This window comes from Pseudomonas knackmussii B13, assembly GCF_000689415.1.
Taxonomy (GTDB): Bacteria; Pseudomonadota; Gammaproteobacteria; order Pseudomonadales; family Pseudomonadaceae; genus Pseudomonas; species Pseudomonas knackmussii.
The window spans coordinates 2,545,050-2,569,316 of record NZ_HG322950.1 but is presented as its reverse complement, the minus strand read 5'-3'; the positions used below and the strand labels follow the sequence as shown (position 1 = coordinate 2,569,316).

The 24,267-nt window shown below is 68.1% G+C and carries 28 protein-coding genes; 22 read left to right on the top strand and 6 right to left on the bottom strand.

The window, feature by feature from the left end:
- Positions 1-2 precede the first annotated feature (2 nt).
- Together PKB_RS12155 and PKB_RS12150 are read left to right on the top strand one after the other, a co-directional pair.
- Positions 3-614 (top strand): RNA polymerase sigma factor, encoded by a 612-nt coding sequence (locus PKB_RS12155; protein ID WP_052355254.1) that lies wholly within the window; start codon positions 3-5, stop codon positions 612-614.
- Complete coding sequence (locus PKB_RS12150; RefSeq protein WP_043252054.1) at positions 608-835, top strand: anti-sigma factor family protein; 228 nt, start codon at positions 608-610, stop codon at positions 833-835. The genes PKB_RS12155 and PKB_RS12150 overlap by 7 nt, the downstream gene beginning before the upstream one ends.
- 96 nt (positions 836-931) lie before the next feature.
- On the opposite strand, the gene PKB_RS12145 is transcribed toward PKB_RS12150, so the two are convergent.
- Complete coding sequence (locus tag PKB_RS12145) at positions 932-1,258, bottom strand: hypothetical protein (protein ID WP_043252052.1); 327 nt, start codon at positions 1,256-1,258, stop codon at positions 932-934.
- A 182-nt stretch (positions 1,259-1,440) separates the two neighbouring features.
- Between PKB_RS12145 and PKB_RS12140 the strand changes: the two genes are divergently transcribed.
- Positions 1,441-2,163 carry a transglutaminase-like cysteine peptidase gene (locus tag PKB_RS12140; protein ID WP_052355253.1) on the top strand — a complete coding sequence of 241 codons (723 nt, stop codon included), beginning with the start codon at positions 1,441-1,443 and terminating at the stop codon, positions 2,161-2,163.
- 44 nt (positions 2,164-2,207) lie between these two features.
- Here the strand turns inward: PKB_RS12140 and PKB_RS12135 are convergent, their stop codons facing one another.
- Positions 2,208-3,146, bottom strand: coding sequence for a p-hydroxyphenylacetate 3-hydroxylase reductase component (locus PKB_RS12135; protein WP_043252050.1), 939 nt, complete (start codon positions 3,144-3,146; stop codon positions 2,208-2,210).
- 144 nt (positions 3,147-3,290) lie between these two features.
- Positions 3,291-4,460, bottom strand: coding sequence for a p-hydroxyphenylacetate 3-hydroxylase oxygenase component (locus PKB_RS12130; RefSeq protein WP_043252048.1), 1,170 nt, complete (start codon positions 4,458-4,460; stop codon positions 3,291-3,293).
- Between the two features lie 334 nt (positions 4,461-4,794).
- On the opposite strand from PKB_RS12130, the gene PKB_RS12125 reads away from it, so the two are divergent.
- Positions 4,795-6,000, top strand: a complete 1,206-nt coding sequence (locus PKB_RS12125; RefSeq protein WP_043252046.1) for an MFS transporter — start codon at positions 4,795-4,797, stop codon at positions 5,998-6,000.
- Between the two features lie 56 nt (positions 6,001-6,056).
- On the opposite strand, the gene hpaA is transcribed toward PKB_RS12125, so the two are convergent.
- Together hpaA and hpaR (PKB_RS12115) are read right to left on the bottom strand one after the other, a co-directional pair.
- Positions 6,057-6,971, bottom strand: a complete 915-nt coding sequence (hpaA, locus tag PKB_RS12120) for a 4-hydroxyphenylacetate catabolism regulatory protein HpaA (RefSeq protein WP_043252044.1) — start codon at positions 6,969-6,971, stop codon at positions 6,057-6,059.
- A 27-nt stretch (positions 6,972-6,998) separates the two neighbouring features.
- Positions 6,999-7,421, bottom strand: a complete 423-nt coding sequence (hpaR, locus tag PKB_RS12115; protein WP_043252042.1) for a homoprotocatechuate degradation operon regulator HpaR — start codon at positions 7,419-7,421, stop codon at positions 6,999-7,001.
- Positions 7,422-7,689: 268 nt separating this feature from the next.
- On the opposite strand from hpaR (PKB_RS12115), the gene PKB_RS12110 reads away from it, so the two are divergent.
- From PKB_RS12110 to hpaI, 7 genes are all read left to right on the top strand, one after another.
- Entirely contained in the window at positions 7,690-8,355 is a 666-nt protein-coding gene (locus PKB_RS12110; protein ID WP_043252040.1) for a fumarylacetoacetate hydrolase family protein, read from the top strand.
- Position 8,356: 1 nt separating this feature from the next.
- Positions 8,357-9,127 carry a fumarylacetoacetate hydrolase family protein gene (locus PKB_RS12105; protein WP_043252038.1) on the top strand — a complete coding sequence of 257 codons (771 nt, stop codon included), beginning with the start codon at positions 8,357-8,359 and terminating at the stop codon, positions 9,125-9,127.
- A 14-nt stretch (positions 9,128-9,141) separates the two neighbouring features.
- Entirely contained in the window at positions 9,142-10,602 is a 1,461-nt protein-coding gene (hpaE, locus tag PKB_RS12100; RefSeq protein WP_043252035.1) for a 5-carboxymethyl-2-hydroxymuconate semialdehyde dehydrogenase, read from the top strand.
- 114 nt (positions 10,603-10,716) lie between these two features.
- Positions 10,717-11,640 carry a 3,4-dihydroxyphenylacetate 2,3-dioxygenase gene (hpaD, locus tag PKB_RS12095; protein ID WP_043252033.1) on the top strand — a complete coding sequence of 308 codons (924 nt, stop codon included), beginning with the start codon at positions 10,717-10,719 and terminating at the stop codon, positions 11,638-11,640.
- Positions 11,641-11,650: 10 nt separating this feature from the next.
- The gene (locus tag PKB_RS12090) at positions 11,651-12,061 is read left to right on the top strand and encodes a 5-carboxymethyl-2-hydroxymuconate Delta-isomerase (protein ID WP_043252031.1); all 411 of its coding nucleotides are present in this window, start codon (positions 11,651-11,653) and stop codon (positions 12,059-12,061) included.
- An 8-nt stretch (positions 12,062-12,069) separates the two neighbouring features.
- A complete protein-coding gene (hpaH, locus tag PKB_RS12085; RefSeq protein ID WP_043252029.1) occupies positions 12,070-12,873 on the top strand; it encodes a 2-oxo-hept-4-ene-1,7-dioate hydratase in 804 nt (267 codons plus the stop codon).
- A 91-nt stretch (positions 12,874-12,964) separates the two neighbouring features.
- Entirely contained in the window at positions 12,965-13,771 is an 807-nt protein-coding gene (gene hpaI, locus PKB_RS12080; protein ID WP_043252027.1) for a 4-hydroxy-2-oxoheptanedioate aldolase, read from the top strand.
- A gap of 33 nt (positions 13,772-13,804) precedes the next feature.
- Here the strand turns inward: hpaI and hpaR (PKB_RS12075) are convergent, their stop codons facing one another.
- Positions 13,805-14,227: a homoprotocatechuate degradation operon regulator HpaR gene (hpaR, locus tag PKB_RS12075; protein WP_043257227.1), complete on the bottom strand. Its 423-nt coding sequence runs from the start codon at positions 14,225-14,227 to the stop codon at positions 13,805-13,807.
- 114 nt (positions 14,228-14,341) lie between these two features.
- Between hpaR (PKB_RS12075) and PKB_RS12070 the strand changes: the two genes are divergently transcribed.
- The 11 genes from PKB_RS12070 to PKB_RS12020 all read left to right on the top strand — a co-directional run bounded on the left by PKB_RS12070 (position 14,342) and on the right by PKB_RS12020 (position 24,246).
- Entirely contained in the window at positions 14,342-14,782 is a 441-nt protein-coding gene (locus PKB_RS12070) for a GlcG/HbpS family heme-binding protein (RefSeq protein ID WP_043252025.1), read from the top strand.
- 124 nt (positions 14,783-14,906) lie between these two features.
- On the top strand, positions 14,907-16,205 hold the full coding sequence (locus tag PKB_RS12065; RefSeq protein WP_043252023.1) for an NAD(P)/FAD-dependent oxidoreductase: 1,299 nt from the start codon (positions 14,907-14,909) through the stop codon (positions 16,203-16,205).
- Between the two features lie 35 nt (positions 16,206-16,240).
- A complete protein-coding gene (locus PKB_RS12060; protein ID WP_043252022.1) occupies positions 16,241-16,606 on the top strand; it encodes a cupin domain-containing protein in 366 nt (121 codons plus the stop codon).
- 130 nt (positions 16,607-16,736) lie between these two features.
- Complete coding sequence (locus tag PKB_RS12055) at positions 16,737-17,411, top strand: response regulator transcription factor (RefSeq protein WP_043252020.1); 675 nt, start codon at positions 16,737-16,739, stop codon at positions 17,409-17,411.
- Between the two features lie 59 nt (positions 17,412-17,470).
- Entirely contained in the window at positions 17,471-18,292 is an 822-nt protein-coding gene (locus PKB_RS12050) for a molybdenum cofactor biosynthesis F family protein (RefSeq protein WP_043252018.1), read from the top strand.
- The gene (locus PKB_RS12045) at positions 18,285-19,079 is read left to right on the top strand and encodes an SDR family NAD(P)-dependent oxidoreductase (RefSeq protein WP_043252016.1); all 795 of its coding nucleotides are present in this window, start codon (positions 18,285-18,287) and stop codon (positions 19,077-19,079) included. Before PKB_RS12050 ends, PKB_RS12045 begins: the two co-directional genes overlap by 8 nt.
- The gene (locus tag PKB_RS12040; protein ID WP_043252014.1) at positions 19,079-19,846 is read left to right on the top strand and encodes an SDR family oxidoreductase; all 768 of its coding nucleotides are present in this window, start codon (positions 19,079-19,081) and stop codon (positions 19,844-19,846) included. Before PKB_RS12045 ends, PKB_RS12040 begins: the two co-directional genes overlap by 1 nt.
- A gap of 147 nt (positions 19,847-19,993) precedes the next feature.
- Positions 19,994-20,980, top strand: coding sequence for a helix-turn-helix transcriptional regulator (locus PKB_RS12035; RefSeq protein ID WP_052355252.1), 987 nt, complete (start codon positions 19,994-19,996; stop codon positions 20,978-20,980).
- 103 nt (positions 20,981-21,083) lie between these two features.
- Positions 21,084-21,953, top strand: a complete 870-nt coding sequence (locus tag PKB_RS12030; protein ID WP_043252012.1) for a transporter — start codon at positions 21,084-21,086, stop codon at positions 21,951-21,953.
- A 10-nt stretch (positions 21,954-21,963) separates the two neighbouring features.
- A complete protein-coding gene (locus PKB_RS12025) occupies positions 21,964-23,121 on the top strand; it encodes an MFS transporter (RefSeq protein WP_043252010.1) in 1,158 nt (385 codons plus the stop codon).
- Positions 23,122-23,133: 12 nt separating this feature from the next.
- Positions 23,134-24,246, top strand: a complete 1,113-nt coding sequence (locus PKB_RS12020) for a class II histone deacetylase (protein WP_043252008.1) — start codon at positions 23,134-23,136, stop codon at positions 24,244-24,246.
- Positions 24,247-24,267 lie beyond the last annotated feature (21 nt).

Sequence of the window (24,267 nt, the reverse complement as noted above, 5' to 3'; positions counted from 1 at the left end):
GAATGAAAAACGAAGAGGAGTTGGTCAGGCGACTGCGCGAGGGCGAAAGCGGCGCCTTGCATGAAGCGATCACGTTGCACCATGGGTTTCTGCTCGTCATGGCGAGGTCCCTGGTGGGCCCTACCCTGGCCGAGGATGTGGTGCAGGAAACCTGGCTGAAGGCACTCGCCTCGGTGGGAAAGTTCGAAGGTCGCGCCAGCTTCAGGACCTGGCTCGCCCGCATCGCCATCAACGAGGCCCATGCCCTGCAGCGCAAGCAACGGCGGGAGCTACCCCGTCCAACCGGTGAGCGCAACCACGACAGTGGCTCGCCGATAGGTTCGCTGTTCGACCAGGCCGGCGCCTGGCGCGTGTCGCCGCCGCAGTGGCACCACGACACGCCGGAGGAACTGCTGACCGAAGCCGAACTGCACGCCTGCATTCGCAAGCACCTGCAAATGCTCCCCGGCGACCAGCGCACCGTGGTGATGCTGCGCGAGCTGGCCGGGCTCGACTACGAGGAGATCGCCCAGGCCCTGGGCCTGGGCGAGGGCAATATCCGCGTGCTGCTGCACCGTGGCCGCCAGCGCATGCACGCGATGCTCGCGCGTTTCCAGGAAGAAGGCACATGCTGAGCTGCCGGGAGCTCTCGGAGCTGGGCTCGGCGATCATCGAAGGCGAGCTGGAACAGGACACCGCCCAGGCGGTGTCCTGTCATTTGCAGGACTGTCCGCGCTGCGCGGCCTACATCCGCCAGCTGCAGGTCACCTCGCAACTGCTGCAAGGCCTGGACCTCGCGGACTCGTCCATCGACACGCAAGCCGTCGTCCGGAAATTGCTGGGCGGGGCCGGATGACCCGGCCGTGCGGAAACGCTCGGAGCACCTCCCTGTGCTCGTGGCGCACGCCGCTCGCGAAACGACGTGCGCCTGGTCCGTTGCTCGGGCCTCTGCCTACTTCGGTGTGCCGTAGATATCGCGGTCGCGCTCGATGGGCGTGGCGTAGTGCGGCAGGGCCCGGTCGGTCGGCGGCTGCATTGCCTGGTACTGCACGTCGTCCGCGTCCTGCATCGCGCTGATCGGACCGGCCGCAGTGGGTTGCGCCTCGACCATCTGGGCGAAACGCTGCGCGGAATCGCTCGGTTGCTCTTGGGCCGCCAGGGGCTGCGCCCCGAGGTGTGAATCGAAAACACGATCACCGCCACTTTCGGCCAGCGCCGGGCCGGCGGCAGTTCCCATCACCATGGCGATAAAGGCCACATTACTGATGAGTGATCTCATGGTGTCATCCTCCTTAACTAAGTCCCCCCTTCGACTTGAGCCCCGTAATTGGATGCGCGAGGTGCTGCCTTGTTACAGACCGTTCGGAGGCAAAACCGGTCCGGCGCGCGGGCGCCTTGCCCGCTGGCGGAACGCGGGCCTATGGTGACGGAATCAGCCCGCGGCCGATGGAGGGTTCGCGCATGACCGGACGGCCGTTTCTCGGCTCGCTCCTGCTGGGGCGCCGCCGGCACATCCTCGCTGGGCTGGTGGTAGGCGGCAGCCTGATCATGGGCGCGGCGAAGGCCAGCACCGCCCATCCGAAGACCGCACAACGCAACGCCGCGCAAAGCGCCGCCCGTCAGGAACTGCTGGAGCTGGTACGCAACGCCGCCGGGCTGAGCGACGCGGAGAAGCTGGAGCGGGTGAACCAGTTCTTCAATCGACGCCTGCGCTATGGCGAGGACATCCAGGTCTGGGGCCGCCTCGACTACTGGGCCTCGCCGCTGGAGACGCTGGAGCGCGGCGCGGGCGACTGCGAGGACTTCGCCATCGCCAAGTACTACGTCCTGCGCCTGCTCGGCATCCCCGAGAGCAACCTGCGGCTGATCTACGCCACCCTCGACGCCACCCGCCAGGCGCACATGGTGCTCGGTTACTGGAGCGATGGCGCGCAGGTCCCGCTGGTGCTCGACAGCCTGGTCATGGAGATCCGCCCGCTGTCGCAGCGCCACGACCTGCTCATGAAATTCGCCTTCGACGCCGAGCACCTCTACCGCTTCGACCACGACCGCCTGGTGACGGTCGGCGACGCCCAGTTGCTCCCGCGCTGGCGGCGCCTCCAGGAGCAGGTGCTGGCGGAGCGCCTGGTCGCGCCGGAGCCAGTGCGGATGGCCAGCGCGACAGCGGGCGCGCCGACGAACTGACTAACGCCACCCGCGTTTGCAGGTGGCGTTCTGCCTGGTCCCGACTACAGCGGCTGGGCGAGTCCGCGCAGCACTGTCTTGAAGGTTTCGATCTGCTCGCTGCTGAAGCGCGCGAAGACCTTGGCCTGCTGCTCCTCGGCGATGCTCCAGAGGGTTTCGGCCTGGTCGATGCCAGCCGGGGTCAGCGCGCAACCGCCCTCGCCCACCTGCAACAAGCCCTTGCGTTCCAGGTTGGCCCGCGCCTCCTCGATCTCGCGCAGCGGCATGGCCACCAGCTGTTGCAGCGCCAGGGTGTCCAGGCTGGCGTCCTTCTCCATCACCATCAGCATGCGCGCCTCGCTGGTGCGCAGGCCGCTGGCCATCTGCCGTGGCTGGTACTCCGCCTGGTAGCAGCGCACGGCCTGGGTCATCAGGTAGTAGAGGTTGTTGCTCAGGCGGCCCTGGAAGGCCGTGCGCGGCACGCCAGCCTGGGCCTCGCGCAGACGCGGATGCGGCAGCACGCTGGAATAGACGCCCTGGTGGTACAGCAGCGGCGTGCGACCAAGGTCGTCGAAGGCCAGCACACGACCGATGAGAATCCAGTGATCGCCGCCATCCACCCGCTGGTGCAGCTCGCACTGGAAGCGCGCCGCGCAATCCGGCAGCAGCGGCGCGCCGCCGGCGCCCTCCTCGCAAGCCACGCCGGCGAACTTGTCGGCGCTGGGCCGGGCGAACTGATTGGACAGGTCGATCTGGTCGGCGGCCAGCACGTTCACCGCGTAGTGGCTGGCACGCTCGAATACCTCGAGGCTGCTGGAGCGCTTGTCGATGCTCCAAAGCACCAGCGGCGGATCGAGGGAGACCGAGTTGAAGCTGTTGGCGGTGACGCCGACACGCTGGCCATCAGCGGCGGCGGTCATCACGGTGACGCCGGTGGCGAAGTTGCCCAGGGCACGGCGGAAGGCACGCGGGTCGAGGCCCGCTTCGTTGTTGTTCTGGCTCATGGTTTTTTCCTCCGCGCCGGCGCGGGGCCGGCGGGACAAGGGTGTTTGGAAATCGTAGGAGCGAGCTTGCTCGCGAACGGGCGCCGCAGCGGGGGCGGTTCGCGAGCAAGCTCGCTCCTACAAGAGCAGGCAGGCGCGGCGTGCTCAGACCATGCTCGGGTCCGGCTCCAGGCCCATCAGCTCGCGGCCGAGGATCTGCGCGCAGACGTCGTAGTCGGTGTAGGCATGGGCGCCGGTCATGTGCGAGTCGCGGAACAGCCGCTGCATCTCGTTGCTCTCGAACCAGGCGGTGCCGCCGGCGGCCTCGAACAGGCGGTCGACAGCCTGGATGCACATCTTCACCGCGTAGGCCTGGTTGGTGCGCCAGAAGGCCAGGGTCTCGCGGCTGGGGTACTCGTGGCGCTCGCCATGCTCGGCGTGCTCCTGCCAGGTCTTCTCGAGAAAGGCGCGGGCGGCGGCGACCTGGTGGGTCGACTCGGCCAGGCGCATCAGCGCCGGGGTGGCGGTGCCGACGCTGACGCCGGTGTAGGCGCGCACGCGGTTGCGGGTCTTCTCCTTGAACGCCTCCAGCATGCGCTCGGCGATGCCCAGGCTGATGGAGGCGAAGCCGCTGGCGAAGTACGGGCGGTACGGGGTGTAGAAGATCTTGCTGTAGGGGTACAGGCCGAAGCCGGCGGAGCGGCCTTCCATCATGTCCTTGGCCGACTGGATGCGGTGGTTGGGCACGAAGGCGTCCTTCACTACCAGGGTCTTGGTGCCGCTGCCCTTCATGCCCATGGCGTACCAGTCGTCGCGGATCTCGTAGTCGCTGCGCGGCAGCACGGCGAAGCAATACACCTGCTCGCCCTCGGCGTTCTGCCGACGGCAGCCGAGGATCGCCCACTCGGCATGGTCGCTGCCGCTGCTCCAGCCCATCTCGCCGTTGAACAGGATCCCGCCCTCGACCTCCTGGATGCGGCCGAAAGGCGCGATGCTGCTGCTCGCGGTGGCGTCGGGGTTCTCGCTCCAGACCTCGTCCTGCAACTGCTTGGAGAACATCGCCAACTGATGGCTGTGGGTGCACAGCAGGCTGAAGGCCCAGGCAGTGCTGGCACAGGCGCCGGCCAGGGCGATCACGCAGTCGGCGAATTCCGGCAAAGAGATTTCCATGCCGCCGTAGCATTTCGGCTGGAAGGCGCGGTGCATGCCGATGCCCTTGAGCAGGGCGATGTTCTCGGCGGGCACCATGCGCGCCTGTTCGGCGCGGGCGGCATTGGCGGCGATGGCCGGCAGAATGGATTTCAAGTCTTCGAGCAGGGGGTTTGGCTTTTTCATCTGGGCGGCCCTTGATTGTTATTGGAGGCTTGCCGCAGCTCCGGTCCGCCGCATGGGACGGTAGAACGACTGTCGGCAGGGCTCTCGAACCGTTGGCGAGAGTGTCGGAGCCGATTATGGGAGCGCTCTGCCGAGGCCTTGAATGCAACTTCCGAGGACTCGATTGCACTTTTCATGGGAAAAATCTGACAGTCCTAGGGCGCGTCAAGTGCCCGAAATCCCCTAGGACGCAGGCGGCGCGCGGGTTCCAGGCGTAATTTAGTTAACATCTGAACGTTCTACCGAAAATCCCTTATCATGGCGCCCTTCTCGCCCCCTCCCGCCCGAGCCACCGATGCCCGTTTCCCGCTCCTGGCCCAATGGCCTGCGCGCCCTGCGCCACCGCAACTTCCGCCTGTACTTCAGCGGCCACGCGATATCCACCCTGGGCACCTGGATCCAGCAGGTGGCGCTGGCCTGGCTGGTGTACCGGCTGACCGGCTCGGCGGCGCTGCTCGGCATCACCAGTTGCGTGGCGTTGCTGCCGCAACTGTTCATCGGCCCGCTGGCCGGCTCCTGGATCGACCGCCACGACAAGCGCCGCCTGCTGCTCGTCAGCCAGAGCCTGATGGCCGTGCAGGCGGCGGGCCTGGCCGCGCTGACCGCCAGTGGCCTGATCACCCCGGCGCTGATCGTCGGCATGTCGGCGCTGCTCGGCGTGCTCAGCGCCTTCGACACGCCCTTGCGGCAGTCGCTGCTCAGCCGCTTCGTCGACGACCGCGCCGACCTGCCCAACGCCCTGGCGCTGAACGCCTCGCTGTTCACCTGTTCGCGCTTCGTCGGCCCGCCGCTGGCCGGGTTGCTGCTGGGCCTGACCAACGAAAGCCTGTGCTTCGCGCTCAACGCGCTGTCCTACCTGGCGCTGGTGATCGGCCTGCTGCTCGTGCGCCTGCCGCCGGCGATCCGCGCCAGCGGCAGCATGGGCAGCGTGTTCCGCGAAGGCCTGGACTATGCCCTGCGCACACCCAACGTGCGGGGGATGATGTTCGGCGTACTGGTGGTCAACGTCACCGCTTCCAGCTACGCCGCGCTGTTGCCGGTGTTCGCCCGCGACATCTTCGTCGGTGATGCACGCACCCTGGGCTGGCTGTGGGGCGCGGCCGGACTGGGCTCGCTGCTGTCGAGCCTGTTCCTGGCCCAGCACCAGGACCCGGCACGCCTGCCGCGGATCATCCTGCTCTCGGCGCTGGCCAGCGCCGGCGCGCTGCTGCTGTTCGCCGCCAGCCGCCACCTGCCGCTGTCGCTGCTGGCGATGGCGGCACTGGGCTTCGGCGTCACGGTGAACAACGTCGGCACCAATATCGTCCTGCAGAGCAGCGCGCCAGAAGCGTTGCGCGGTCGCGTGGTGTCGATCTACCCCGCCACTCGCTTCGGTTTCGACGCCATCGGCGGGCTGACCGCCGGGCTGCTCGCCGCGCATTTCGGCGGGCCCTGGGCGATGGCGGTGGCTGGGGTGGTGCTGTTGGCGTATTGCGCCTGGCAGGGTCTTTCCCGCCTGTAGGAGCGGCCCATGGCCGCGATTCGCGCGCATGGCGCGCTCCTACATACGGCGGATGCTCAACGCCAGGCCTCTTCCTTGTCGTCGGCCTTGCGCTGGCGGTATTCCCCCGGCGCCATCCCGGCGTTGCGCGCGAAGAAGCGACTGAAGTAGGCCGGGTCCTTGAAGCCGAGCTGGTAGCAGATCTCGTTCACCGAGCTGCCGCTGAACAGCAGCAGGCGCCGCGCCTCCTGCATCAGCCGCTCGTGGACCAGGCGCTTGGACGGCAGCCCGGCGACGCGCCGGCAGATGTCGTTCAGGCGCGCTTCGGTGACACCTATGCGTTCGGCGTAATCCGCCAACGGCCAGTGCTCGGGGTAATGCTGCTCGATCAGTTGGTTGAAGCGCTGGAAGCAACGCAGGTCCTCGCGGCGCATCGGTTGTGCCTTCAATGAACGCGAAGACAGGCGCAACAGACTCACGAAGATCAGCCGCACCAGATCGGCCAGGGCAATCTCGCGCCCCGGGCGCTCGCCCCTGAACTCGTCGCGAAGCATGTCGAACAGCCCGTCCAGGCGCTGCACGTCGCCGGCGAAGGATTCGTCCAGCTGGTCGAAGGCGACGCACACCGGGGCGATGACCGGCCCCTCGGCCAGTCCCTGCTCCGGCGCCAGCAGCGGCCAGAGCAGCTGCTGGCGCACGGTCAGCACGTGGCCGTCGGCATCGTTCTCGGTGACGAAGGCGTGGGGGATGGTCGGCGGGGTCAGGAAGAACAGCGGGCCCTGGCGATGGTAGAGCTGCTCGTCGAGATAGACGCGCACCGACCCGCTCTTCACGTAATGCACCTGGAAGAAGCGGTCGTGCCGATGCACCGGCATGTTGCGACCGAAAAAATCGGCCAGCTTGCCCAGCTCCTCGTAGTGCACCTCGGCCTCGGCGTAGCGCAGGTCGTAGACCTGGCCGATGTCGATGTTGGGAATGGGCGTGCGGGCCATGGGGTTACCAACCTTGCAGAAAAGCCATCAGGGCTTGATCTGTTTCAGCTCGTTCAGCAGCTCCAGCAGCTGCTGCAGCTTGTCCTCGCCGAACTGCTCGAGGATGCGCCGGTAGTTGTTCTCCATGTCCTCGCTCATCTGCACGAAGCACTGCTGGCCCTGCTCGCTCAGGCACACCAGCACGCGGCGCTGGTCGTGCTCGGACTTCCAGCGGCGCACCAGGCCATCGCGCTCCATGCGCGCCAGCACGCCGGTCATGCTCGGCTTGAGGATGCAGGCCTGCTGCGCCAGTTGGTAGATCTCCATCTCCCCCTGCTGGCGGAGGATGCGGATGATCCGCCACTGCTGCTCGGTCAGCTCGTGTTGGTTGAGCGAGGGGCGGAAGAACGCCATGGCGGCTTCACGGGCCTGCAGCAGGGTGAGGGTCAGGGACGGGCGCGGACTGGACATGGATGCAAGTGCTCTACCGAAGATGAGGAAGATTTTAACCACCATCACCGGTGCCCGGGCAAACCCCAGCGGACGGTTCTGGCAGTCGCGATCAAGGCCGTGGCAGCCCTGGACAATCACTGCCGGGATGGAGCTGCTGGAATGCCTCCAGCGAAGTCCCACCCTGGCCGCCAGGGTTGACCATAGTTAACATATTAACTATAAACGCTAACATGTTAACAATCTCGGCCGCCGACCGGCGTGCCGGGTGCATCCAGGAGAAGAAGCCATGCGTCGCGCTGTCAGCGAAGCCGCAACCGGAACCCTGTTCGGCGTCGCGCTGAACTACCAGGGCCTGTTGCAGAGCCGGCTGGAGGAATTCCAGCAGCCGCCTTACCAGAAGCCGCCGGTCAAGCCGGTGCTGTTCATCAAGACGCCGAACACCCGCAACGGCGACGGCCAGGCCGTGGTCTTCCCTGCCGGCGTCGAGCGCTTGCAGCCGGGCCCGGCACTGGGCGTGGTGCTCGCCCGCGACGCCAGCCGCGTAAGCGAAGCCGAGGCCATGGACTACGTGGCCGGCTTCGTGATCGTCAACGAATTCAGCCTGCCGGAAGACAGCTACTACCGCCCGGCGGTCAAGGCCAAGTGCCGCGACGGCTTCTGCCCGCTGGGCAGCGAAGTGGTCGGCCGCGACGAGATCACCGACCCGCATGCCCTGCCGATCCGCCTGCTGGTCAACGGCGAAGTCCGCCAGCAGAACAGCACCGCCAACCTGGTGCGCAGCATCCCCAAACTGATCGCCGAGATCAGCGAGTTCATGACCCTGCATGCCGGCGACGTGCTCATCACCGGCACCCCCGAGGGCCGTGTAGATGTGCAGCCCGGCGACGAAGTGGTGGTCGAGATCGAAGGTCTCGGCTGCCTGCGCAACACCGTAGTGGCGGAGGAAGCCTGAGATGAAACACGCACGCATCCGCTACCAGGGCGAAGTCCACGCCGTCACCGTCGAGGCTGACAACGCCGTGCGCCTGGCCGATGGCCGCCTGCTCGGCGAGCACGAGGTCGAATGGCTGCCGCCGGCCGCCGGGACCATGTTCGCCCTCGGCCTGAACTACGCCGACCACGCCGCCGAACTGGCCTTCAAGGCGCCCACCGAGCCGCTGGCGTTCATCAAGTCCAAGGGCACCTACACCGGCCACAACCAGGTCACCTGGCGCCCGGACAACGTCGCCTACATGCACTACGAGTGCGAGCTGGTGGCGGTGATCGGCAAGCCCGCGCGCAACGTCAAGCGCGAAGACGCCCTCGCCTACCTCGCCGGCTACACCGTCTGCAACGACTACGCCATCCGCGACTACCTGGAGAACTACTACCGCCCCAACCTGCGGGTGAAGAACCGCGATGCCACCACCCCGGTCGGCCCGTGGATCGTCGATGCCGCCGACGTGGCCGACCCGTCGCAGCTGAAGCTGCGCACCTGGGTCAATGGCGAGCTCAAACAGGAAGGCACCACCGCCGACATGATCTTCGACATCCCCTACCTGATCGAATACTTCTCCAGCTTCATGACCCTGCAGCCGGGCGACATGATCGCCACCGGCACGCCGGAAGGCCTGGCCGACGTGGTCCCGGGCGATGAAGTGGTGGTGGAAGTGGAAGGCGTCGGCCGCCTGGTCAACCGTATCGTCAGCGAGGCCGAGTTCTTCGCGAACCGCGCCCGCGTGTAACTGGAGTCAGCAGCATGATCAAGCACTGGATCGACGGCCGCGAGGTCGAGAGCAAAGAAGTCTTCACCAACTACAACCCGGCCACCGGCGAGGCCATCGGCGAAGTCGCCAGCGGCGGGGCCGAGGAAATCGCCCTGGCCGTCGCGGCGGCCAAGGAAGCCTTCCCGAAATGGGCCAATACCCCGGCCAAGGAACGCGCCAAGCTGATGCGCAAGCTGGGCGAGCTGATCGATGCCAACGTGCCGAACCTGGCCGAGCTGGAAACCCTCGATACCGGCCTGCCGATCCACCAGACCAGGAACGTGCTGATCCCCCGCGCCTCGCACAACTTCGAGTTCTTCGCCGAGGTCTGCACGCGCATGGACGGCCACAGCTACCCGGTGGACGACCAGATGCTCAACTACACCCTCTACCAGCCGGTGGGTGTATGCGGGCTGGTGTCGCCGTGGAACGTGCCCTTCATGACCGCCACCTGGAAGACCGCGCCCTGCCTCGCGCTGGGCAACACCGCGGTGTTGAAGATGAGCGAGCTGTCGCCGCTGACCGCCAACGAGCTGGGCCGCCTGGCCCTGGAAGCCGGCATCCCGCCGGGCGTGCTCAACGTCGTGCAGGGCTACGGCGCAACTGCCGGCGACGCCTTGGTCCGCCACCCGGACGTGCGCGCCATCTCCTTCACCGGCGGCACCGCCACCGGCCGGAAGATCATGCAGACCGCCGGCCTGAAGAAGTACTCCATGGAGCTAGGCGGCAAGTCGCCGGTGCTGATCTTCGACGACGCCGACCTCGACCGCGCCCTCGACGCCGCGCTCTTCACCATCTTCTCGTTGAACGGCGAGCGCTGCACCGCCGGCAGCCGCATCTTCATCCAGGAGACGGTCTACGACCGCTTCGTCGAGGAGTTCGCCGCCCGCGCCAAGCGCCTGATCGTCGGCGACCCGCAGGACCCGAAGACCCAGGTCGGCTCGATGATCACCCAGGCCCACTACGACAAGGTCACCGGCTACATCCGCATCGGCATCGAGGAAGGCGCCACCCTGCTGGCCGGCGGCCTCGAGCGCCCGGCCAACCTGCCGGCGCACCTGAGCAAGGGCCAGTTCATCCAACCCACCGTGTTCGCCAACGTCGACAACCGCATGCGCATCGCCCAGGAAGAAATCTTCGGCCCGGTGGTCTGCCTGATGAAGTTCAAGGACGAAGCCGAAGCCCTCAGACTGGCCAACGACACCGAGTACGGCCTGGCCTCCTACATCTGGACCCAGGACATCGGCAAGGCGCATCGCCTGGCGCGCGGCATCGAGGCCGGCATGGTATTCATCAACAGCCAGAACGTCCGCGACCTGCGCCAGCCGTTCGGCGGCGTGAAGGGCTCGGGCACCGGCCGCGAAGGCGGTCAGTACAGCTTCGAAGTCTTCGCCGAGATCAAGAACGTGTGCATTTCCATGGGCAGCCACCACATCCCCCGCTGGGGCGTGTGAAGCGCGAGCCGATGACAGAGCGGCCCCTCGAGGCCGCCGACATCGCCGGCGTGCATCCACAATGAGAACAATCCGGGCGCTCCGCAGAGGGCGCCCGCCGCTAGGAGAACCGTCATGGGCAAACTCGCTCTGGCTGCCAAGATCACCCACGTTCCCTCGCTCTACCTCTCCGAACTGCCCGGCCCGCGCCAGGGCTGCCGCCAGGCGGCGATCGACGGCCACCGCGAGATCGGCCGCCGCTGCCGCGAACTGGGCGTGGACACCATCGTGGTGTTCGACACCCACTGGCTGGTCAACGCCGGCTACCACGTCAATTGCGCGCCGCACTTCCAGGGCCTGTACACCAGCAACGAGCTGCCGCACTTCATCGCCAACATGGAGTACGACTTCCCCGGCAACCCCGCGCTCGGGCGCATCCTCGCCGAGGGCTGCAATGCCCTGGGCGTGGACGTGATGGCCCACGACGCCACCAGCCTCGGCCCGGAATACGGCACCCTGGTGCCGATGCGCTACATGAACGAAGACCGCCATTTCAAGGTCATCTCGGTCTCGGCGCTGTGCACCGTGCATTACCTGAACGACAGCGCGCGCCTGGGCTGGGCCATGCGCAAGGCGGTCGAGGAACACTACGACGGCACCGTCGCCTTCCTCGCCAGCGGCTCGCTGACCCACCGCTTCGCCCAGAACGGCCAGGCCCCGGACTTCGCCGACCGCGTCTGGAGCCCCTTCCTGGAAACCCTCGACCACCAGGTGGTGGAGATGTGGAAGGACGGCGACTGGCAGACCTTCTGCGGCATGCTCCCGGAGTACGCGGCCAAGGGCCACGGCGAAGGTTTCATGCATGACACCGCCATGCTGCTGGGCGCCCTGGGCTGGTCGAAGTACGACGGCCAGGCCGAAGTCGTGACGCCCTACTTCGGCTCCTCGGGCACCGGCCAGATCAACGCCGTCTTCCCGGTCACCCCGCAGGACGGCTCGGCGATCCCCGCCGCCCAGGCCTCCGACCCGGCCAACCGCGGCCTCGCCAGCCGCCTGTAGGAGCGCCGCCATGCCCCATCTGGTCCTGCTCTACAGCCCCGACCTGGAAGCGGAAACGGACATGCGCGGCCTCTGCCGCGCACTGGCCGACTGCATGCTCGAACAGCGTGACGAAGCCGGCAAAGCGGTGTTCCCGAAAGGCGGCACCCGCGTCCTGGCCTACCCCGCCGCGCACGCCGCGATAGCCGACGGCCAGGGCGACTACGGTTTCCTCTACGGCAACCTGCGCATGGGCGCCGGGCGCAGTGCGGCTGTGCACAAGCAGGTCGGCGACAGACTCCTGGCGGTGCTGCGCGGCCACCTCGACGCCCTGCTGGAACGCCGCCCGGTCGGCGTCACCCTGCAGATCGACGAAAGCCCCGGCCAGGTCTACGACGCCAAGCACAGCAGCCTGCATCCCCTGTTCGCGAAGAATTCCTGAGGTTCCCCATGCTCGACCCGCAACTGATCCAGCAAGCCGCCGCCCGCCTCGACGCCGCCGAGCGTTCGCGCGAGCAGGTCCGGCAGTTCTCCCTCGACTACCCGGACATCGCCATCGAGGACGCCTACGCCATCCAGCGCGCCTGGGTGGCTCAGAAAATAGCCACTGGTCGCGTGCTGAAAGGCCACAAGATCGGCCTGACCTCGCGCGCCATGCAGGTCTCTTCGAACATCACCGAGCCGGACTACGGCGCCCTGCTCGACGACATGTTCTTTGACGAAGGCAGCGACATCCCCTTCGAGCGCTTCATCGTGCCGCGCGTCGAAGTGGAGCTGGCGTTCATCCTCGGCAAGCCGCTGAAGGGTCCGAACGTCACCCTGTTCGACGTGCTGGAAGCCACCGAATGGGTGATCCCGGCGCTGGAGATCATCGACGCGCGCATCCAGCAGGTGGACCCGCAGACCAAGGCCACCCGCAAGGTCTTCGACACCATCTCCGACAACGCCGCCAACGCCGGCGTGGTGATGGGCGGACGCGCCGTGCGGCCGACCGAGATCGACCTGCGCCGCGTGCCGGCAATCCTCTACCGCAACGGCGTGATCGAAGAGTCCGGCGTCTCCGCCGCGGTGCTCAACCACCCGGCCAAGGGCGTGGCCTGGCTGGCCAACAAGCTGGCGCCCTACGACGTCACCCTCGAACCCGGCCAGGTGATCCTCGGCGGCTCCTTCACCCGCCCGGTGGCGGCGGCGCCCGGCGACACCTTCCACGTCGACTACGACCAGCTCGGCAGCATCTCCTGCCGTTTCGTCTGACCATGAGGTAACGGCCCGGCCCTGGCCACGAGTCTGGCAGCTCGCGGCGGCCAGGGCCGGGGCCGTTCCTCGCCCTTCGCAGGACTTCCCCATGAACGTCCCCGTCAACACCTTCAAGCAACGCCTGCTCGCCGGCGAAGCGCAGATCGGCCTCTGGCTCGGCCTGGCCGACCCGTATTGCGCGGAACTGGCGGCCAACGCCGGCTTCGACTGGCTGCTGATCGACGGCGAACACGCGCCCAACGACCTGCGGAGCCTGCTTGGCCAGCTGCAGGCCGTAGCGCCCTACCCGTCGCAGCCGATCATCCGCCCGGTGCTCGGCGATACCGCACTGATCAAGCAGTTGCTCGACATAGGCGCGCAAACCCTGCTGGTGCCCATGGTCGACAGCGCCCAGCAGGCCGGTGAACTCGTCCGCGCCATGCGCTACCCGCCGTTCGGCGTACGCGGCGTCGGCAGCGCCCTGGCCCGCGCCTCGCGCTGGAACAACATCCCCACCTACCTGGCCGATGCCGACGAGCAGATGTGCCTGCTGGTGCAGATCGAGAACCTCGAAGGCCTGGCCAATCTCGACGCCATCGCCGCCGTCGAGGGCGTGGACGGAGTATTCATCGGCCCGGCCGATCTCAGCGCCGCCATGGGCCATCGCGGCAACCCCGGCCACCCCGAGGTGCAGGCCGCCATCGAAGAGGCCATCGCCCGTATCCGCCGCGCCGGCAAGGCCGCCGGCATTCTCAGTGCCGACGAGAAACTGGCGCGGCGCTACCTGGAACTGGGCGCGAGCTTCGTCGCCGTGGGCGTCGACACCAGCCTGCTGATGCGCTCGCTGCGCGAGCTGGCCGGGCGCTTCAAGGGCACGCCGGCCCCCGTCGCGCCGAGCGTGCCCTCGGTCTACTGAACCCCAGGCCCCGGCTTCGGCCGGGGCGCTCGTTCAGGGTCGCAAACCCTTCAGCTCGTGCAGCAGCGTGTGCAGAAGCACCACCTTGTCCTCGCCCAGGCGCTGTTCGAGCAGCCGATAGTTCTCTTCCATCTGCCCGCGCATCGATTCGAAGCACGCCAACCCCGCCGCCGCCAGGCTCACCAGGCTGCGGCGCTGGTCGCGCGCGTCGCGTCGCCGGCACACCAGACCGGCTTCCTCCAGGCGCGCCAGCACGCCACAAAGGCTCGGCGGCAGGATGCAGGCGAGCGGCGCCAACTGGCCGCTCTCCAGCTCGCCGTGCTGGTGCAGCAGGCGGATGACCCGCCACTGCTGCTCGGTCAGGCCGTGCTCGGCGAGGTGCGGACGGAAGAAGCGCATGGCCGCCTCGCGCGCCTGCAGCAGCGCGAGGGTCAGGGAAGGGGGAGTACTCGGCATGAAGAAAACCATCGACAACAGAACTGCCGGCCATTGAAAGGCCGCGCGCGCCGCCGGTCATGACCCAGCCTGCCAGGCGCCATGCACCGGCCTGCCATTCGTGAGGAACACCCGATGTCCGCGTACCTTCGCCAACAACCGCAAATCACCCTCAAGCTCGCCATGCAGGCGCTCCAGGCCGCCCTCGAACAGGCCGAATCGCGCGGCCTGCGGATCAGCATCACGGTGGTCGATGCGGGCGGCCAGCCGATCCACAGCGCGCACATGGACGGCGCCCCGGCGCCCTGCCGCGAGATCGCGCTGAACAAGGCCCGCACCGCCGTCGCCTTCAACCTGCCCACCGGCGACTGGCAGGCACGCCTTGAACGCTGCTCCCCGGCGGTGCGCCAGGGCCTGCCGCTGCAGGCCGGGCTGCCTGTGGGGGGGGGGGGGGAGCCGCTGCGCCTGGGTGACGTCTGCATAGGCGCAATCGGCGTTTCCGGTGCCTCCGAGGCGGACGACACACTGTGCGCACAAGCCGCCGCCGAGCGTGTGCGCCAGTTGCTGGCCGGCTGACGCGTCAGCCCCGGACAAGAAACCGGGCAGCCTGGGTCAAGACAGCCGAGGCCACCCGAGCCCCTAATAGGCCATCCGCGCGGCAACATCCGCGCTCCGTTCAATCCGGTTCCAGGCTGCAGTCATGATCAACATCGAGACCCCCACCTACTACACCGCGACCAAGAAATACGATCTGTCCTTCCCCTCGCTGGAAGCGGACCTGGAAGCCGACGTGGTCGTGATCGGCGGCGGCTTCTCCGGCATCAACACCGCCCTGGAGCTGGCCGAGAAAGGCATCACCAACATCGTCGTGCTGGAAGCGCGCTACCTCGGTTTCGGCGGCACCGGGCGCAACGGCGGGCAGATCATGGCCGGCATCGGCCACGACCTGGAGAAGATCCGCAAGGACGTCGGCGAAGACGGCCTGCGGCAGATCTTCGAGATCAGCGACCTGGGCGCCGACATCATCAAGGGCCGCATCCAGAAGTACGGCATCGACGCCGACTTCTGCCACGGCTACGGCTACATGGGCTTCAATGCGCGCCAGGCGAAGACCCTGCGGACCTGGGAGAAGGAGTTCAAGTCGCTCAATTCCAAGCACGAGATCCGCTACCTGGACGGCTCCGAAGTGCGCCAGATCATCGGCTCCGACGCCTACTCCAGCGCCCTGCTGCACATGGGCGGCGGCCACGTGCACTCGCTCAACCTGCTGCTGGGCGAAGCCAAGGCGCTGGCCAGCCACGGGGTGAAGATCTTCGAGTACAGCCCGGCCCTGGACGTGCAGTACGGCGAGCGCATCACCGTGCGCACCGCCAAGGGTTCGGTTAAGGCCAGCAAGCTGCTCTGGGCCTGCGACAGCTTCCTCAACAAGCTGGAGCCGGAGCTGCACAAGAGCACCATCAACACCTACGCCTTCCAGATGATGACCGAGCCGCTGTCGGACGAACTCATCCAGCGCATCAGCCCGATCCGCGGCGCCTACAGCGACATCCGCCCGGTCATCGACTACTACCGCGTGACCAACGAGAACCGCCTGCTGTTCGGCGCCGCCACACCCTTCATCGAGCACATCCCGCGCGACCTCAAGGCCTGGAACCGCGCACTGATGCTGAAGATCTTCCCGTACCTGGAAAACGTGAAGATCGACCTCGCCTGGGGCGGCCCGATGGCCTGCAGCCCGAACCTCTTCCCGCAGATCGGCAGCCTGCCGGGCCGCCCCAACGCCTTCTTCGTGCAGGGCTACTCCGGCTTCGGCGTCACCCCCAGCCACATCATCTGCAAGGTGCTGGCCGAGGGCATGAGCGAAGGCTCGGCGCGCTACGACCTGATCAGCTCGGTGCGACGCATCCGCGTCCACGGCAAGGACCAGATGCGCCCGCTGCTGCTCAGCGCCGGCAAGACCTGGCACCAGGTGTCCGGCTACTGGTCCGGCCGCCGCTGATCCACCCTTTCCCCCACTCGTACAGGAGCACCACCATGGCCCTCACCGCCATCCAACAAGGCATCACCCTCGACCAGCTGGACGCCTGGGGCACCGTCGCCGACCTCGGCTCGGAAATCCTCGAAGGCGAGGTCCGCGCCTTCGGCAAGATGACCGCCGGCGCCCCCACCGACCCGGTCAGCGCGGCCTACTTCGGCACCACCAAGGGCAAGTTCCGCATGACCTACCCGTTCAACGAACAGGCCACCGTGGTCAGCGGCGAACTGCGCCTGACCGACGAATCCACCGGCCACAGCCAGACCTACAAGACCGGCGACACCTGGTTCGTCACCAAGGGCACCCCGGTGCTCTGGGAAGTGCTGAGCGACAGCTTCGTGAAGCACTACTACGCGGTGGTCTAAGCCCTCCGCGCCGCCTGGTTCGCGAGCAAGCTCGCTCCTACAACGTCCGCGTCGGCACCGATCGGCCCTTCGTAGGAGCGAGCTTGCTCGCGAACGGTTACCCTCTGCTCCAAAGCCGAGGAGCCCACCCATGCCCACCCCCGAACAGATAGGCCAGCGCTGCCTGCGCGCCTTCGACCAGCTGGTGCCTGCCGCGCAGTCCGCCTTCTACCGCATCGACGCCGACCTGCAGGCCTGCGACTTCCAACTGCAGCGCATGCGTCCGCAAATGCACGCCGACTACCTCGCCCACTACCGCCCGCTCGATCCGCTGCAACCGGCCAGCTGCCTGGCCACCGGCCTGCCCGTGGTGCCGCTGGCGGTCGGCATGGCGCACCAGTCTTCCGAGCGCAGCCAGCGCTACGGTGGCTTCCTGCGCCAGCACGGGGTGATCGACGTGGTCGAGATCATCGCCGCCGACAAGGGCCGCCCGCTGGCCGGGCTGTCGCTGCTGCGGCGAGTGGGTGAAGCGCCCTTCTCCGCCGACGAACTGAATCGCCTGCACGCCCTGCAAAGTCTGCTCGAACTCGCCGCCCAGGGCCTGCCTCGCGCCAGCGCGCAGGCAGCGTTGGAGCAGCTCACCCCGCGCGAACGCGAGATCGCCCTGCTGCTGCGCGACGGCGCCAGCAACAAGGACCTGGCGCGCCAGCTCGACCTCGGCCTGGCGACGGTGAAGACCCACCTCATTCACCTGTTCCGCAAGACCGGTGTGGCCAGCCGTAGCGAACTCATCGCCCGGCTGTTCCTGGATCAACCATCCGGTTGATGTTGCGCGCGGCGCCCGCCGCGCAGCATGTGGGCTCCACAAACAAAGGAGTTCCACCCATGACCGCTTCCTCCGACTGGATCACCGTTGGCGCCCTCGCCGAGGGCTTCGCCCCCGAAGCCTTCATCCTGCCCCGCCTGGCCGACCTCGCCGGCCAGCGCATCGAGCTGAACTTCGCCAACGGCTGGCGCATCGAGCACCACTTCGACGCCGAGACCACCCGCTGGAAAGCCGCCGACGGCCACTCCGCCGGCGAGGCCCCCTACCGCGCCACCTCGGTGCGTCCGGGCATCGTGCTGGTCGACTTCATCAAGCACGAAGGTGGCCAGGCCTGGTCGATCAGCCTGGTGCTGGACCGCCACAGCCAGGCCTTCACCGCCGTGCTGGGCCGCCTGCCGGAAGCCGCCGAAACCCACGAGGGCCTCTACCACCGCGCGCTGGCCGGCAAGGACCTGACCGGCGTGCAGGTCGAGTTCCTCCACGGCAGCCTCGACCGCCCCTGGCAGGATGGCGCCTGCCCGCACGCGCCCACGGCCGATCTGGTCGGCCTGCGCAACCGCTATCGCTACAGCCCCAGCGAGGTCTACGAGCACATCTACCTCAACGAGAACTACTACAGCTGGCAGTGCCTGCGCGGCGTCGAGGCCGGGCTGTGCGACACCGACCGCTGCCACTACTACAAGATCGCCGACGAGCTCTACCTGTTCGTCTGGCGCGAGAAGATCGTCCCGACCCTGGGCCTGGTGATGATCGACATGCAGCAGCACCGCAGCGACGGCAAGATCTTCGGCTACGCCGGCGCGAGCTTCGATGAGGTGTCGAACTTCCCGGTCAGCTCCTATTGCGACGTACTCAACCGCACGGACTATGGCCATGAGTGACGCCCGCACGGTGGTCATCACCGGCGCTGGCAGCGGTATCGGCGAGGCCTGCGCGCGGCGCTTCGCCGCCGAAGGCGCCAACCTGGTGCTGGTCGGCCGCCGCCGCGAGGCGCTGCAGCGGGTCGCGGCGGAAACCGGCGGGCTGGTGCTCGCCGGGGATGCCGCCGACAGCGCGACCTGGCGTGGCTTCGTCGAGCAGATCAGGGCGCAATTCGGCGGCATCGACGCACTTATCGGCTGTGCCGGCGGCCACGGCCTCGGCAGCGCCCTGCAGACCAGCGACGAAGGCTGGCAGGCCGCGATGCGCGGCAACCTCGACAGCGCCTTCCAGAGTGCCCGGGCCTGCCTGCCGGATCTGATCGAACGGCGCGGCAGCATCGTCCTGGTCGGTTCCATCGCCTCGCTGGCGGCCGGCCCGGAAGTGTGCGGCTACACCACCGCCAAGCACGCGCTCATCGGCCTGGTGCGCTCCCTGGCGCGCGACTATGGCCCAGGCGGCGTACGGGTCAACGCAGTGTGCCCGGGCTGGGTGCGCACGCCCATGGCCGACGAGGAAATGCAGCCGCTGATGCAGCACTACGGCGAGAGCCTGGACGCCGCCTATGCGCGGGTAACCGCCGAGGTGCCGCTGCGCCGCCCGGCGCGCGCCGAGGAGATCGCCAGCCTCTGCCGCTTCCTCGCCAGCGACGAGGCGTCCATCGTCACCGGCGCCTGCCTGGTCGCCGACGGCGGCTCGACCATCGTCGACGTGCCGACCCTCGCCTACGAACGCCTGGGAGGTGCCTGATGGCCACGCACTTCGACTTCACCGGCAAGACCGTGCTGGTCACCGGCGGCGCCCAGGGCATCGGCCGCCGCATCGTCGAACGCTTCGCCGCGAGCGGCGCTCGGGTGCTGATAGCCGACCTGCAAGCAGACCCCGCCGAAGCGCTGGCCCGTGAGCTGCGCGCGCAAGGCCGGGACGTACAGGCTGCGCAGGTTGACCTGGCCAAACTTCAGGACATCGCCGGTCTGTTCGCCGGCCTGGCGCAACTGGACGTGCTGGTGCACAACGCCGCGTACTTCCCGCTGACGGACTTCCAGGCGATCACTCCGACGCTGCTGCAACGCACCCTGGACGTGAACCTCGGCGCGCTGTTCTGGCTGACGCAAGGAGCCCTGCCGCTGTTCGAGCGCCAGGGCGGCGGCTGCGTGCTGGCCACCTCCTCGGTGACCGGCCCGCGCGTGGCCTATCCGGGGCTGAGCCACTACGCAGCATCCAAGGCCGGGGTGAACGGCTTCATCCGCAACGCCGCGCTGGAGCTGGCGTCACGCAACGTGCGCGTCAATGGCGTGGAGCCGGGCATGATCCGCACCCCGGCGATGGCCAACCTCGGTAATGACCAACTCAACGCGGATATCGCTGCAGGCGTGCCGCTCGGCCGCCTCGGCGAGCCGGACGACATCGCCGGCGCCATGCTCTTCCTCGCCTCCGACGCAGCCGCGTACATCACCGGCCAGACCCTGGTGGTGGACGGTGGCGCGACCCTGCCGGAGACCGCTGCGCGCACCTGACGAACGTCCCTGCCATCCTGCATCTGCAGGATGGTACGGGGCACGCGCCGCGCGGATACTCGAATCCAAGGCCCTGCCCCGTCGCACTGACGCCCGGCCGCTCACTGATGACTGACAACAACAAATAAAGTCGCAGCAGGGGTATCCATGAGCAGCACCCAAGACCTGACGCTCAGCGCGCGCCGCTTCGGCGAATTCAACACCCTGGTACTGGACCTCCAGCGCCTGGCCCAGGAATGCGCCCTGCCCGGTTTCCACGACAGCGCCATGCGCCGCCTGCAGCAACTGCTGGACTTCGACATGGCCTGGTGGGGCCGCGCCGGGCTGGTCGACGACCTTCCCTACGTGCACAGCAGCCACCTGTTCCAGCTGCCGGACAGCTACCTCGACGACTGGCGGGCGATCCTCGACCAGGACATCACCGTCAGCCGCGTCTACGCCAACCCCGGTCACTCGGTGCGCATCGACACCCGCGCCGCCGACTGCACGCCCGGCCTACGCTGGTTGGCCGAGAGCCACGGTTTCGGCGAATTCCTCTGCATCATCCACATCGACCCGAGCACCCAGCTCAGCCTGCACCTGAGCCTGTATCGGCGCATCGGCGCCCGGCCCTACGACGAGCAGGATCGCTTCCTCGTCGACCAGTTGATGCCGCATCTGGTGGCAGCCGAAGGCGCCAACCAGATCCGTGCGCTGGTCGCCCTGCGCGAGCGCCTGGACGCGCCGAATCCCCTGGCGCTGGCGGTGTGCGACCGGCACGGCATGCTGCATTACGCCGAGCGTGGCTTCGTCGGCCTGCTGCTGCGGGAGTGGCCGCGGTGGACCGGCCCTTGCCTGCCCACTGCGGTCGACCCGGCCGCCGGCTACAGCGGCCAGCACCTGCAGCTACAGGCCACCGCGGTGCACGACCTGCTGCTACTCAGCGCCCGCCTGCGCCCAGCCATGGCCCGCCTGAGCACCCGCGAGGCCGAGGTCGCGCAGCGCTTCGGCGGCGGCAGCACCTACAAGGAAATCGCCCGCGACCTGGGCCTCGCGCCGAACACCGTGCGCCATCACATCCGCAGCATCTACAGCAAGCTCGGCGTCAACGGCAAAGCCGGCATCGCGCAACTGCTGCATCACCCGCCCGGCTGATCGCCGACCGCTTTCCCCACCGCCTCCAACGCCTGACGCCGCGCCCGCGCGCGACGCCCGGGGAGGCTTTCGCTCGCCCCACCGTCAGAAGAAGAAAACCTCCATGAGACTGCACAGAAGCCTTTCGCTCTGCGCCCTTGGCGCACTATCCCTCGGCCACGCGCAGGCGGCCGACCTCAACGCCCGCGACTTCGTCACCGCATCGGTCGGCACCACGGTCGGCGTCACCTACCTGCCGCTGACCCGTTCCGAGGACTTCCACGGCGACGCCGACGCCAACGGCAAGGCCGACCTCAAGGTCAACGCCCTGGCCTACCGCCAGCTGTGGTTCAGCGACATCTGCGGAACCCTGTGTACCCCGCAGTTCATCGTGCCTTACGCCGACATCGAAGCGCGCACGCCCGGCGCCAGCGAGCACAGCCACGAAAGCGGCCTTGGCGATCCGCAGGTGGGCGGCACGCTGTTCTTCATCAACGACCCGCAGGCGCGTACCTACAGCGGCCTGCTGGTGCTGCTCGGCCTGCCGCTGGGCGAGTACCACGCCAAGGACCCGGGTGTCTCGCCGGGCGCCAACCGTTGGAGCCTGGACCTGAACTACAACTACACCCAGGGCGTCGGCGAGAAGTGGATGCTGGAAGCCAACCTCGAAGCCCAGCTCTACGGCGACAACGACGATTACCTTGGCGCCACCCTCGAACAGAAACCGCTGTATCGCCTGCAAGCCTTCGCCTCCTACGACTTCACCCCCAGCACCTACGGCGCGCTGCGCTTCATCGCTGCCGACGGCGGCGCCCTGCGCCTAGGCGGCCACGACCTCGACGACAGCCACCAGCGCTACACCCAGGCCGGCTTCGAGGTCGGCCACTGGCTGGACGCCCAGAACCAGTTGCTGCTCGGCCTGACCGCACCACTTTCCACGGACAACGCTTATGCCCAGGACAACCTGCTGCTGCGCTTCGTCCACGTATTCTGAGGAGCCCGTCATGACCCTCTCGCGCAATTCCTCGCCGGCTCTGCTGGCGGCCGTGGTGCTGTTCGCCGCGATCACCCCGGCGGTGCTGCTCACCGCGCCCGCCATCGCCAGCCAACTGGCCGTCCAGCTGCAGCTGGAACCGGCGCGCATCGGCGACCTGTTCGCCGTCGAGCTGGGCGCCATGAGCCTGGCCACCCTGCCCTCGCTGTACTGGCTGAAGCGCGTCGACTGGCGCCTGGCCGGCCTGCTCGCGGCGCTGGGCTTCATCCTTGCCAACCTGGCCTCGGCACAGGCTGTCGACTACCACACGTTGCTCGGCCTGCGCGGTCTGAGCGCCTTCTGCGGCGGATCGCTGATGATCCTCTGCCTCTCCTGCGCCGCCGGCATGCCCAACCCCAGCCGCGCCTACGGCATCTGGGTGCTCGGCCAACTGGTGCTAGGCGCCATTGGCCTGGCCTTACTGCCTCGGCTGTACCAGGCATACGGCCTGGGCGCAGGCTATCTGGCCCTCGCCGCACTCATGCTGCTGGCGCTCCCACTGGTGCGCGCCTTCCCGGCCGGCGCAAGTGCGGTCGCAAGGGGCGGCAGCCAACAGCCGGCGCCCGCGCGCTGGAAGGTGCTGACGGCAATCCTCGGGCTGTTCGGCTTCTACGTCGCCCTTAGCGCCGTCTGGACCTTCGTCGGTGCCATCGGCGCGCGCGCCGGGTTGTCCGCCACCCTCGGCGGCGAGGTACTGGCCGTGGCCACCCTGGCCGGCATCGTCGGGGCCGGCTGCGCCAGCCTGATTGGCGAGCGCTGGCGTCGCGAACGCCAGTTGGTCGCCGGCTTCTCGCTCATGGCCCTGGCCATCCTCCTGCTGCTCGGCGACCCGCCCCTGGCGCGCTTCGCCCTGGCCGCGCTGCTGTTCAAGTTCACCTGGACCTACGCCCTGCCGTTCATCCTCGCCAGCCTCGCCGAACTCGACGCCAGCGGCCGCCTGATGAGCCTGAGCAACCTGGTGATAGGCGCAGGCCTGGCCCTCGGCCCGGCCATCGGCGGGCGCCTGATCGGCGCCGACGGCAGCTTCCAGAACCTGCTGCCGGCCGCCGCCGCGCTCACCGTCCTCGCCCTCCCGCTGATCCTCGGCAGCCGCCCGCGCGCGGCTACCGCCACGCCCCACCCCCTCTGAATGGAGCTTCCCATGACCCGACGCACTGCGTTCTTCTTCGATGAACTGACCCTCTGGCACAGCGCCAGCCAGCACGCCCTGTTCCTCCCCGTGGGCGGCTGGGTACAGCCGCCGGCCGGCGGCGGCCACGCCGAATCGCCGGAAAGCAAGCGCCGGCTGAAGAGCCTGATGGACGTTTCCGGCCTGACCCGTCGCCTCGACCTGCGCAGCGCCGAACCGGCCAGCGAGCAGGATCTGCTGCGCATCCACCCGGAGCACTACCTGCAACGCTTCAAGGCCCTCAGCGACGCCGGCGGCGGCGAGCTGGGCGACCACGCGCCCATCGGCCCGGGAAGCTACGAGATCGCCAGGCTCTCCGCCGGCCTGGCCATGGCAGCGGTGGATTGCGTGCTGCGCGGCGAGGCGGACAACGCCTACTCGCTGTCGCGCCCGCCGGGCCACCACTGCCTGGCCGACCAGGCCATGGGCTTCTGCATGCTGGCGAACATCCCCGTCGCCATCGAGGCAGCCAAGGCACGCCACGGTCTCGAACGGGTGGCGGTGATCGACTGGGACGTGCACCACGGCAACGGTACCCAGGCGATCTATGAGGAGCGCGGCGACGTCCTGAGCATTTCCCTGCACCAGGAGAACTGCTTCCCGCCGGGCTACGGCGGCGTCGCCGACCGCGGCCGCGGCGCAGGCCTGGGCGCCAACCTGAACATCCCGCTGCCCGCCGGAAGCGGCCACGACGCCTACCTGCAGGCACTGGACGAGATCGTCCTGCCGGCGCTGCAGCGTTTCCGCCCGCAACTGATCATCGTTGCCTGCGGCTACGACGCCAACGCAGTCGATCCGCTGGCTCGCATGCTGCTGCACAGCGGCAGCTTCCGCGCCATGACCGCGCGCCTGCGCGAGGCGGCCGAGCAGCTGTGCGACGGGCGTCTGGTGCTGGTCCATGAAGGCGGCTACGCCGAGGCCTACGTGCCCTTCTGCGGCCTGGCGGTGCTGGAGGAAATGAGCGGCCTGCGGACCGCGGTGGAAGACCCGCTGCTGGAATTCATCCAGTTGCAGCAGCCCGGCAGCGAGGCAGCTGCCTTCCTCCGCCAGCGCGTGCATGAGCTGGCGAAGCAACTCGCCGACTGACCGTCCGGCTGCCGCGGCGGG

What these genes read in the sequence shown, in the direction of transcription:
- PKB_RS12155 (WP_052355254.1), top strand. Translation starts at nt 3, where the DNA reads ATGAAAAACGAAGAGGAGTTGGTCAGGCGACTGCGCGAGGGCGAAAGC.
- PKB_RS12150 (WP_043252054.1), top strand. Translation starts at nt 608, where the DNA reads ATGCTGAGCTGCCGGGAGCTCTCGGAGCTGGGCTCGGCGATCATCGAA.
- PKB_RS12145 (WP_043252052.1), bottom strand. Translation starts at nt 1,258, where the DNA reads ATGAGATCACTCATCAGTAATGTGGCCTTTATCGCCATGGTGATGGGA.
- PKB_RS12140 (WP_052355253.1), top strand. Translation starts at nt 1,441, where the DNA reads ATGACCGGACGGCCGTTTCTCGGCTCGCTCCTGCTGGGGCGCCGCCGG.
- PKB_RS12135 (WP_043252050.1), bottom strand. Translation starts at nt 3,146, where the DNA reads ATGAGCCAGAACAACAACGAAGCGGGCCTCGACCCGCGTGCCTTCCGC.
- PKB_RS12130 (WP_043252048.1), bottom strand. Translation starts at nt 4,460, where the DNA reads ATGAAAAAGCCAAACCCCCTGCTCGAAGACTTGAAATCCATTCTGCCG.
- PKB_RS12125 (WP_043252046.1), top strand. Translation starts at nt 4,795, where the DNA reads ATGCCCGTTTCCCGCTCCTGGCCCAATGGCCTGCGCGCCCTGCGCCAC.
- hpaA (WP_043252044.1), bottom strand. Translation starts at nt 6,971, where the DNA reads ATGGCCCGCACGCCCATTCCCAACATCGACATCGGCCAGGTCTACGAC.
- hpaR (WP_043252042.1), bottom strand. Translation starts at nt 7,421, where the DNA reads ATGTCCAGTCCGCGCCCGTCCCTGACCCTCACCCTGCTGCAGGCCCGT.
- PKB_RS12110 (WP_043252040.1), top strand. Translation starts at nt 7,690, where the DNA reads ATGCGTCGCGCTGTCAGCGAAGCCGCAACCGGAACCCTGTTCGGCGTC.
- PKB_RS12105 (WP_043252038.1), top strand. Translation starts at nt 8,357, where the DNA reads ATGAAACACGCACGCATCCGCTACCAGGGCGAAGTCCACGCCGTCACC.
- hpaE (WP_043252035.1), top strand. Translation starts at nt 9,142, where the DNA reads ATGATCAAGCACTGGATCGACGGCCGCGAGGTCGAGAGCAAAGAAGTC.
- hpaD (WP_043252033.1), top strand. Translation starts at nt 10,717, where the DNA reads ATGGGCAAACTCGCTCTGGCTGCCAAGATCACCCACGTTCCCTCGCTC.
- PKB_RS12090 (WP_043252031.1), top strand. Translation starts at nt 11,651, where the DNA reads ATGCCCCATCTGGTCCTGCTCTACAGCCCCGACCTGGAAGCGGAAACG.
- hpaH (WP_043252029.1), top strand. Translation starts at nt 12,070, where the DNA reads ATGCTCGACCCGCAACTGATCCAGCAAGCCGCCGCCCGCCTCGACGCC.
- hpaI (WP_043252027.1), top strand. Translation starts at nt 12,965, where the DNA reads ATGAACGTCCCCGTCAACACCTTCAAGCAACGCCTGCTCGCCGGCGAA.
- hpaR (WP_043257227.1), bottom strand. Translation starts at nt 14,227, where the DNA reads ATGCCGAGTACTCCCCCTTCCCTGACCCTCGCGCTGCTGCAGGCGCGC.
- PKB_RS12070 (WP_043252025.1), top strand. Translation starts at nt 14,342, where the DNA reads ATGTCCGCGTACCTTCGCCAACAACCGCAAATCACCCTCAAGCTCGCC.
- PKB_RS12065 (WP_043252023.1), top strand. Translation starts at nt 14,907, where the DNA reads ATGATCAACATCGAGACCCCCACCTACTACACCGCGACCAAGAAATAC.
- PKB_RS12060 (WP_043252022.1), top strand. Translation starts at nt 16,241, where the DNA reads ATGGCCCTCACCGCCATCCAACAAGGCATCACCCTCGACCAGCTGGAC.
- PKB_RS12055 (WP_043252020.1), top strand. Translation starts at nt 16,737, where the DNA reads ATGCCCACCCCCGAACAGATAGGCCAGCGCTGCCTGCGCGCCTTCGAC.
- PKB_RS12050 (WP_043252018.1), top strand. Translation starts at nt 17,471, where the DNA reads ATGACCGCTTCCTCCGACTGGATCACCGTTGGCGCCCTCGCCGAGGGC.
- PKB_RS12045 (WP_043252016.1), top strand. Translation starts at nt 18,285, where the DNA reads ATGAGTGACGCCCGCACGGTGGTCATCACCGGCGCTGGCAGCGGTATC.
- PKB_RS12040 (WP_043252014.1), top strand. Translation starts at nt 19,079, where the DNA reads ATGGCCACGCACTTCGACTTCACCGGCAAGACCGTGCTGGTCACCGGC.
- PKB_RS12035 (WP_052355252.1), top strand. Translation starts at nt 19,994, where the DNA reads ATGAGCAGCACCCAAGACCTGACGCTCAGCGCGCGCCGCTTCGGCGAA.
- PKB_RS12030 (WP_043252012.1), top strand. Translation starts at nt 21,084, where the DNA reads ATGAGACTGCACAGAAGCCTTTCGCTCTGCGCCCTTGGCGCACTATCC.
- PKB_RS12025 (WP_043252010.1), top strand. Translation starts at nt 21,964, where the DNA reads ATGACCCTCTCGCGCAATTCCTCGCCGGCTCTGCTGGCGGCCGTGGTG.
- PKB_RS12020 (WP_043252008.1), top strand. Translation starts at nt 23,134, where the DNA reads ATGACCCGACGCACTGCGTTCTTCTTCGATGAACTGACCCTCTGGCAC.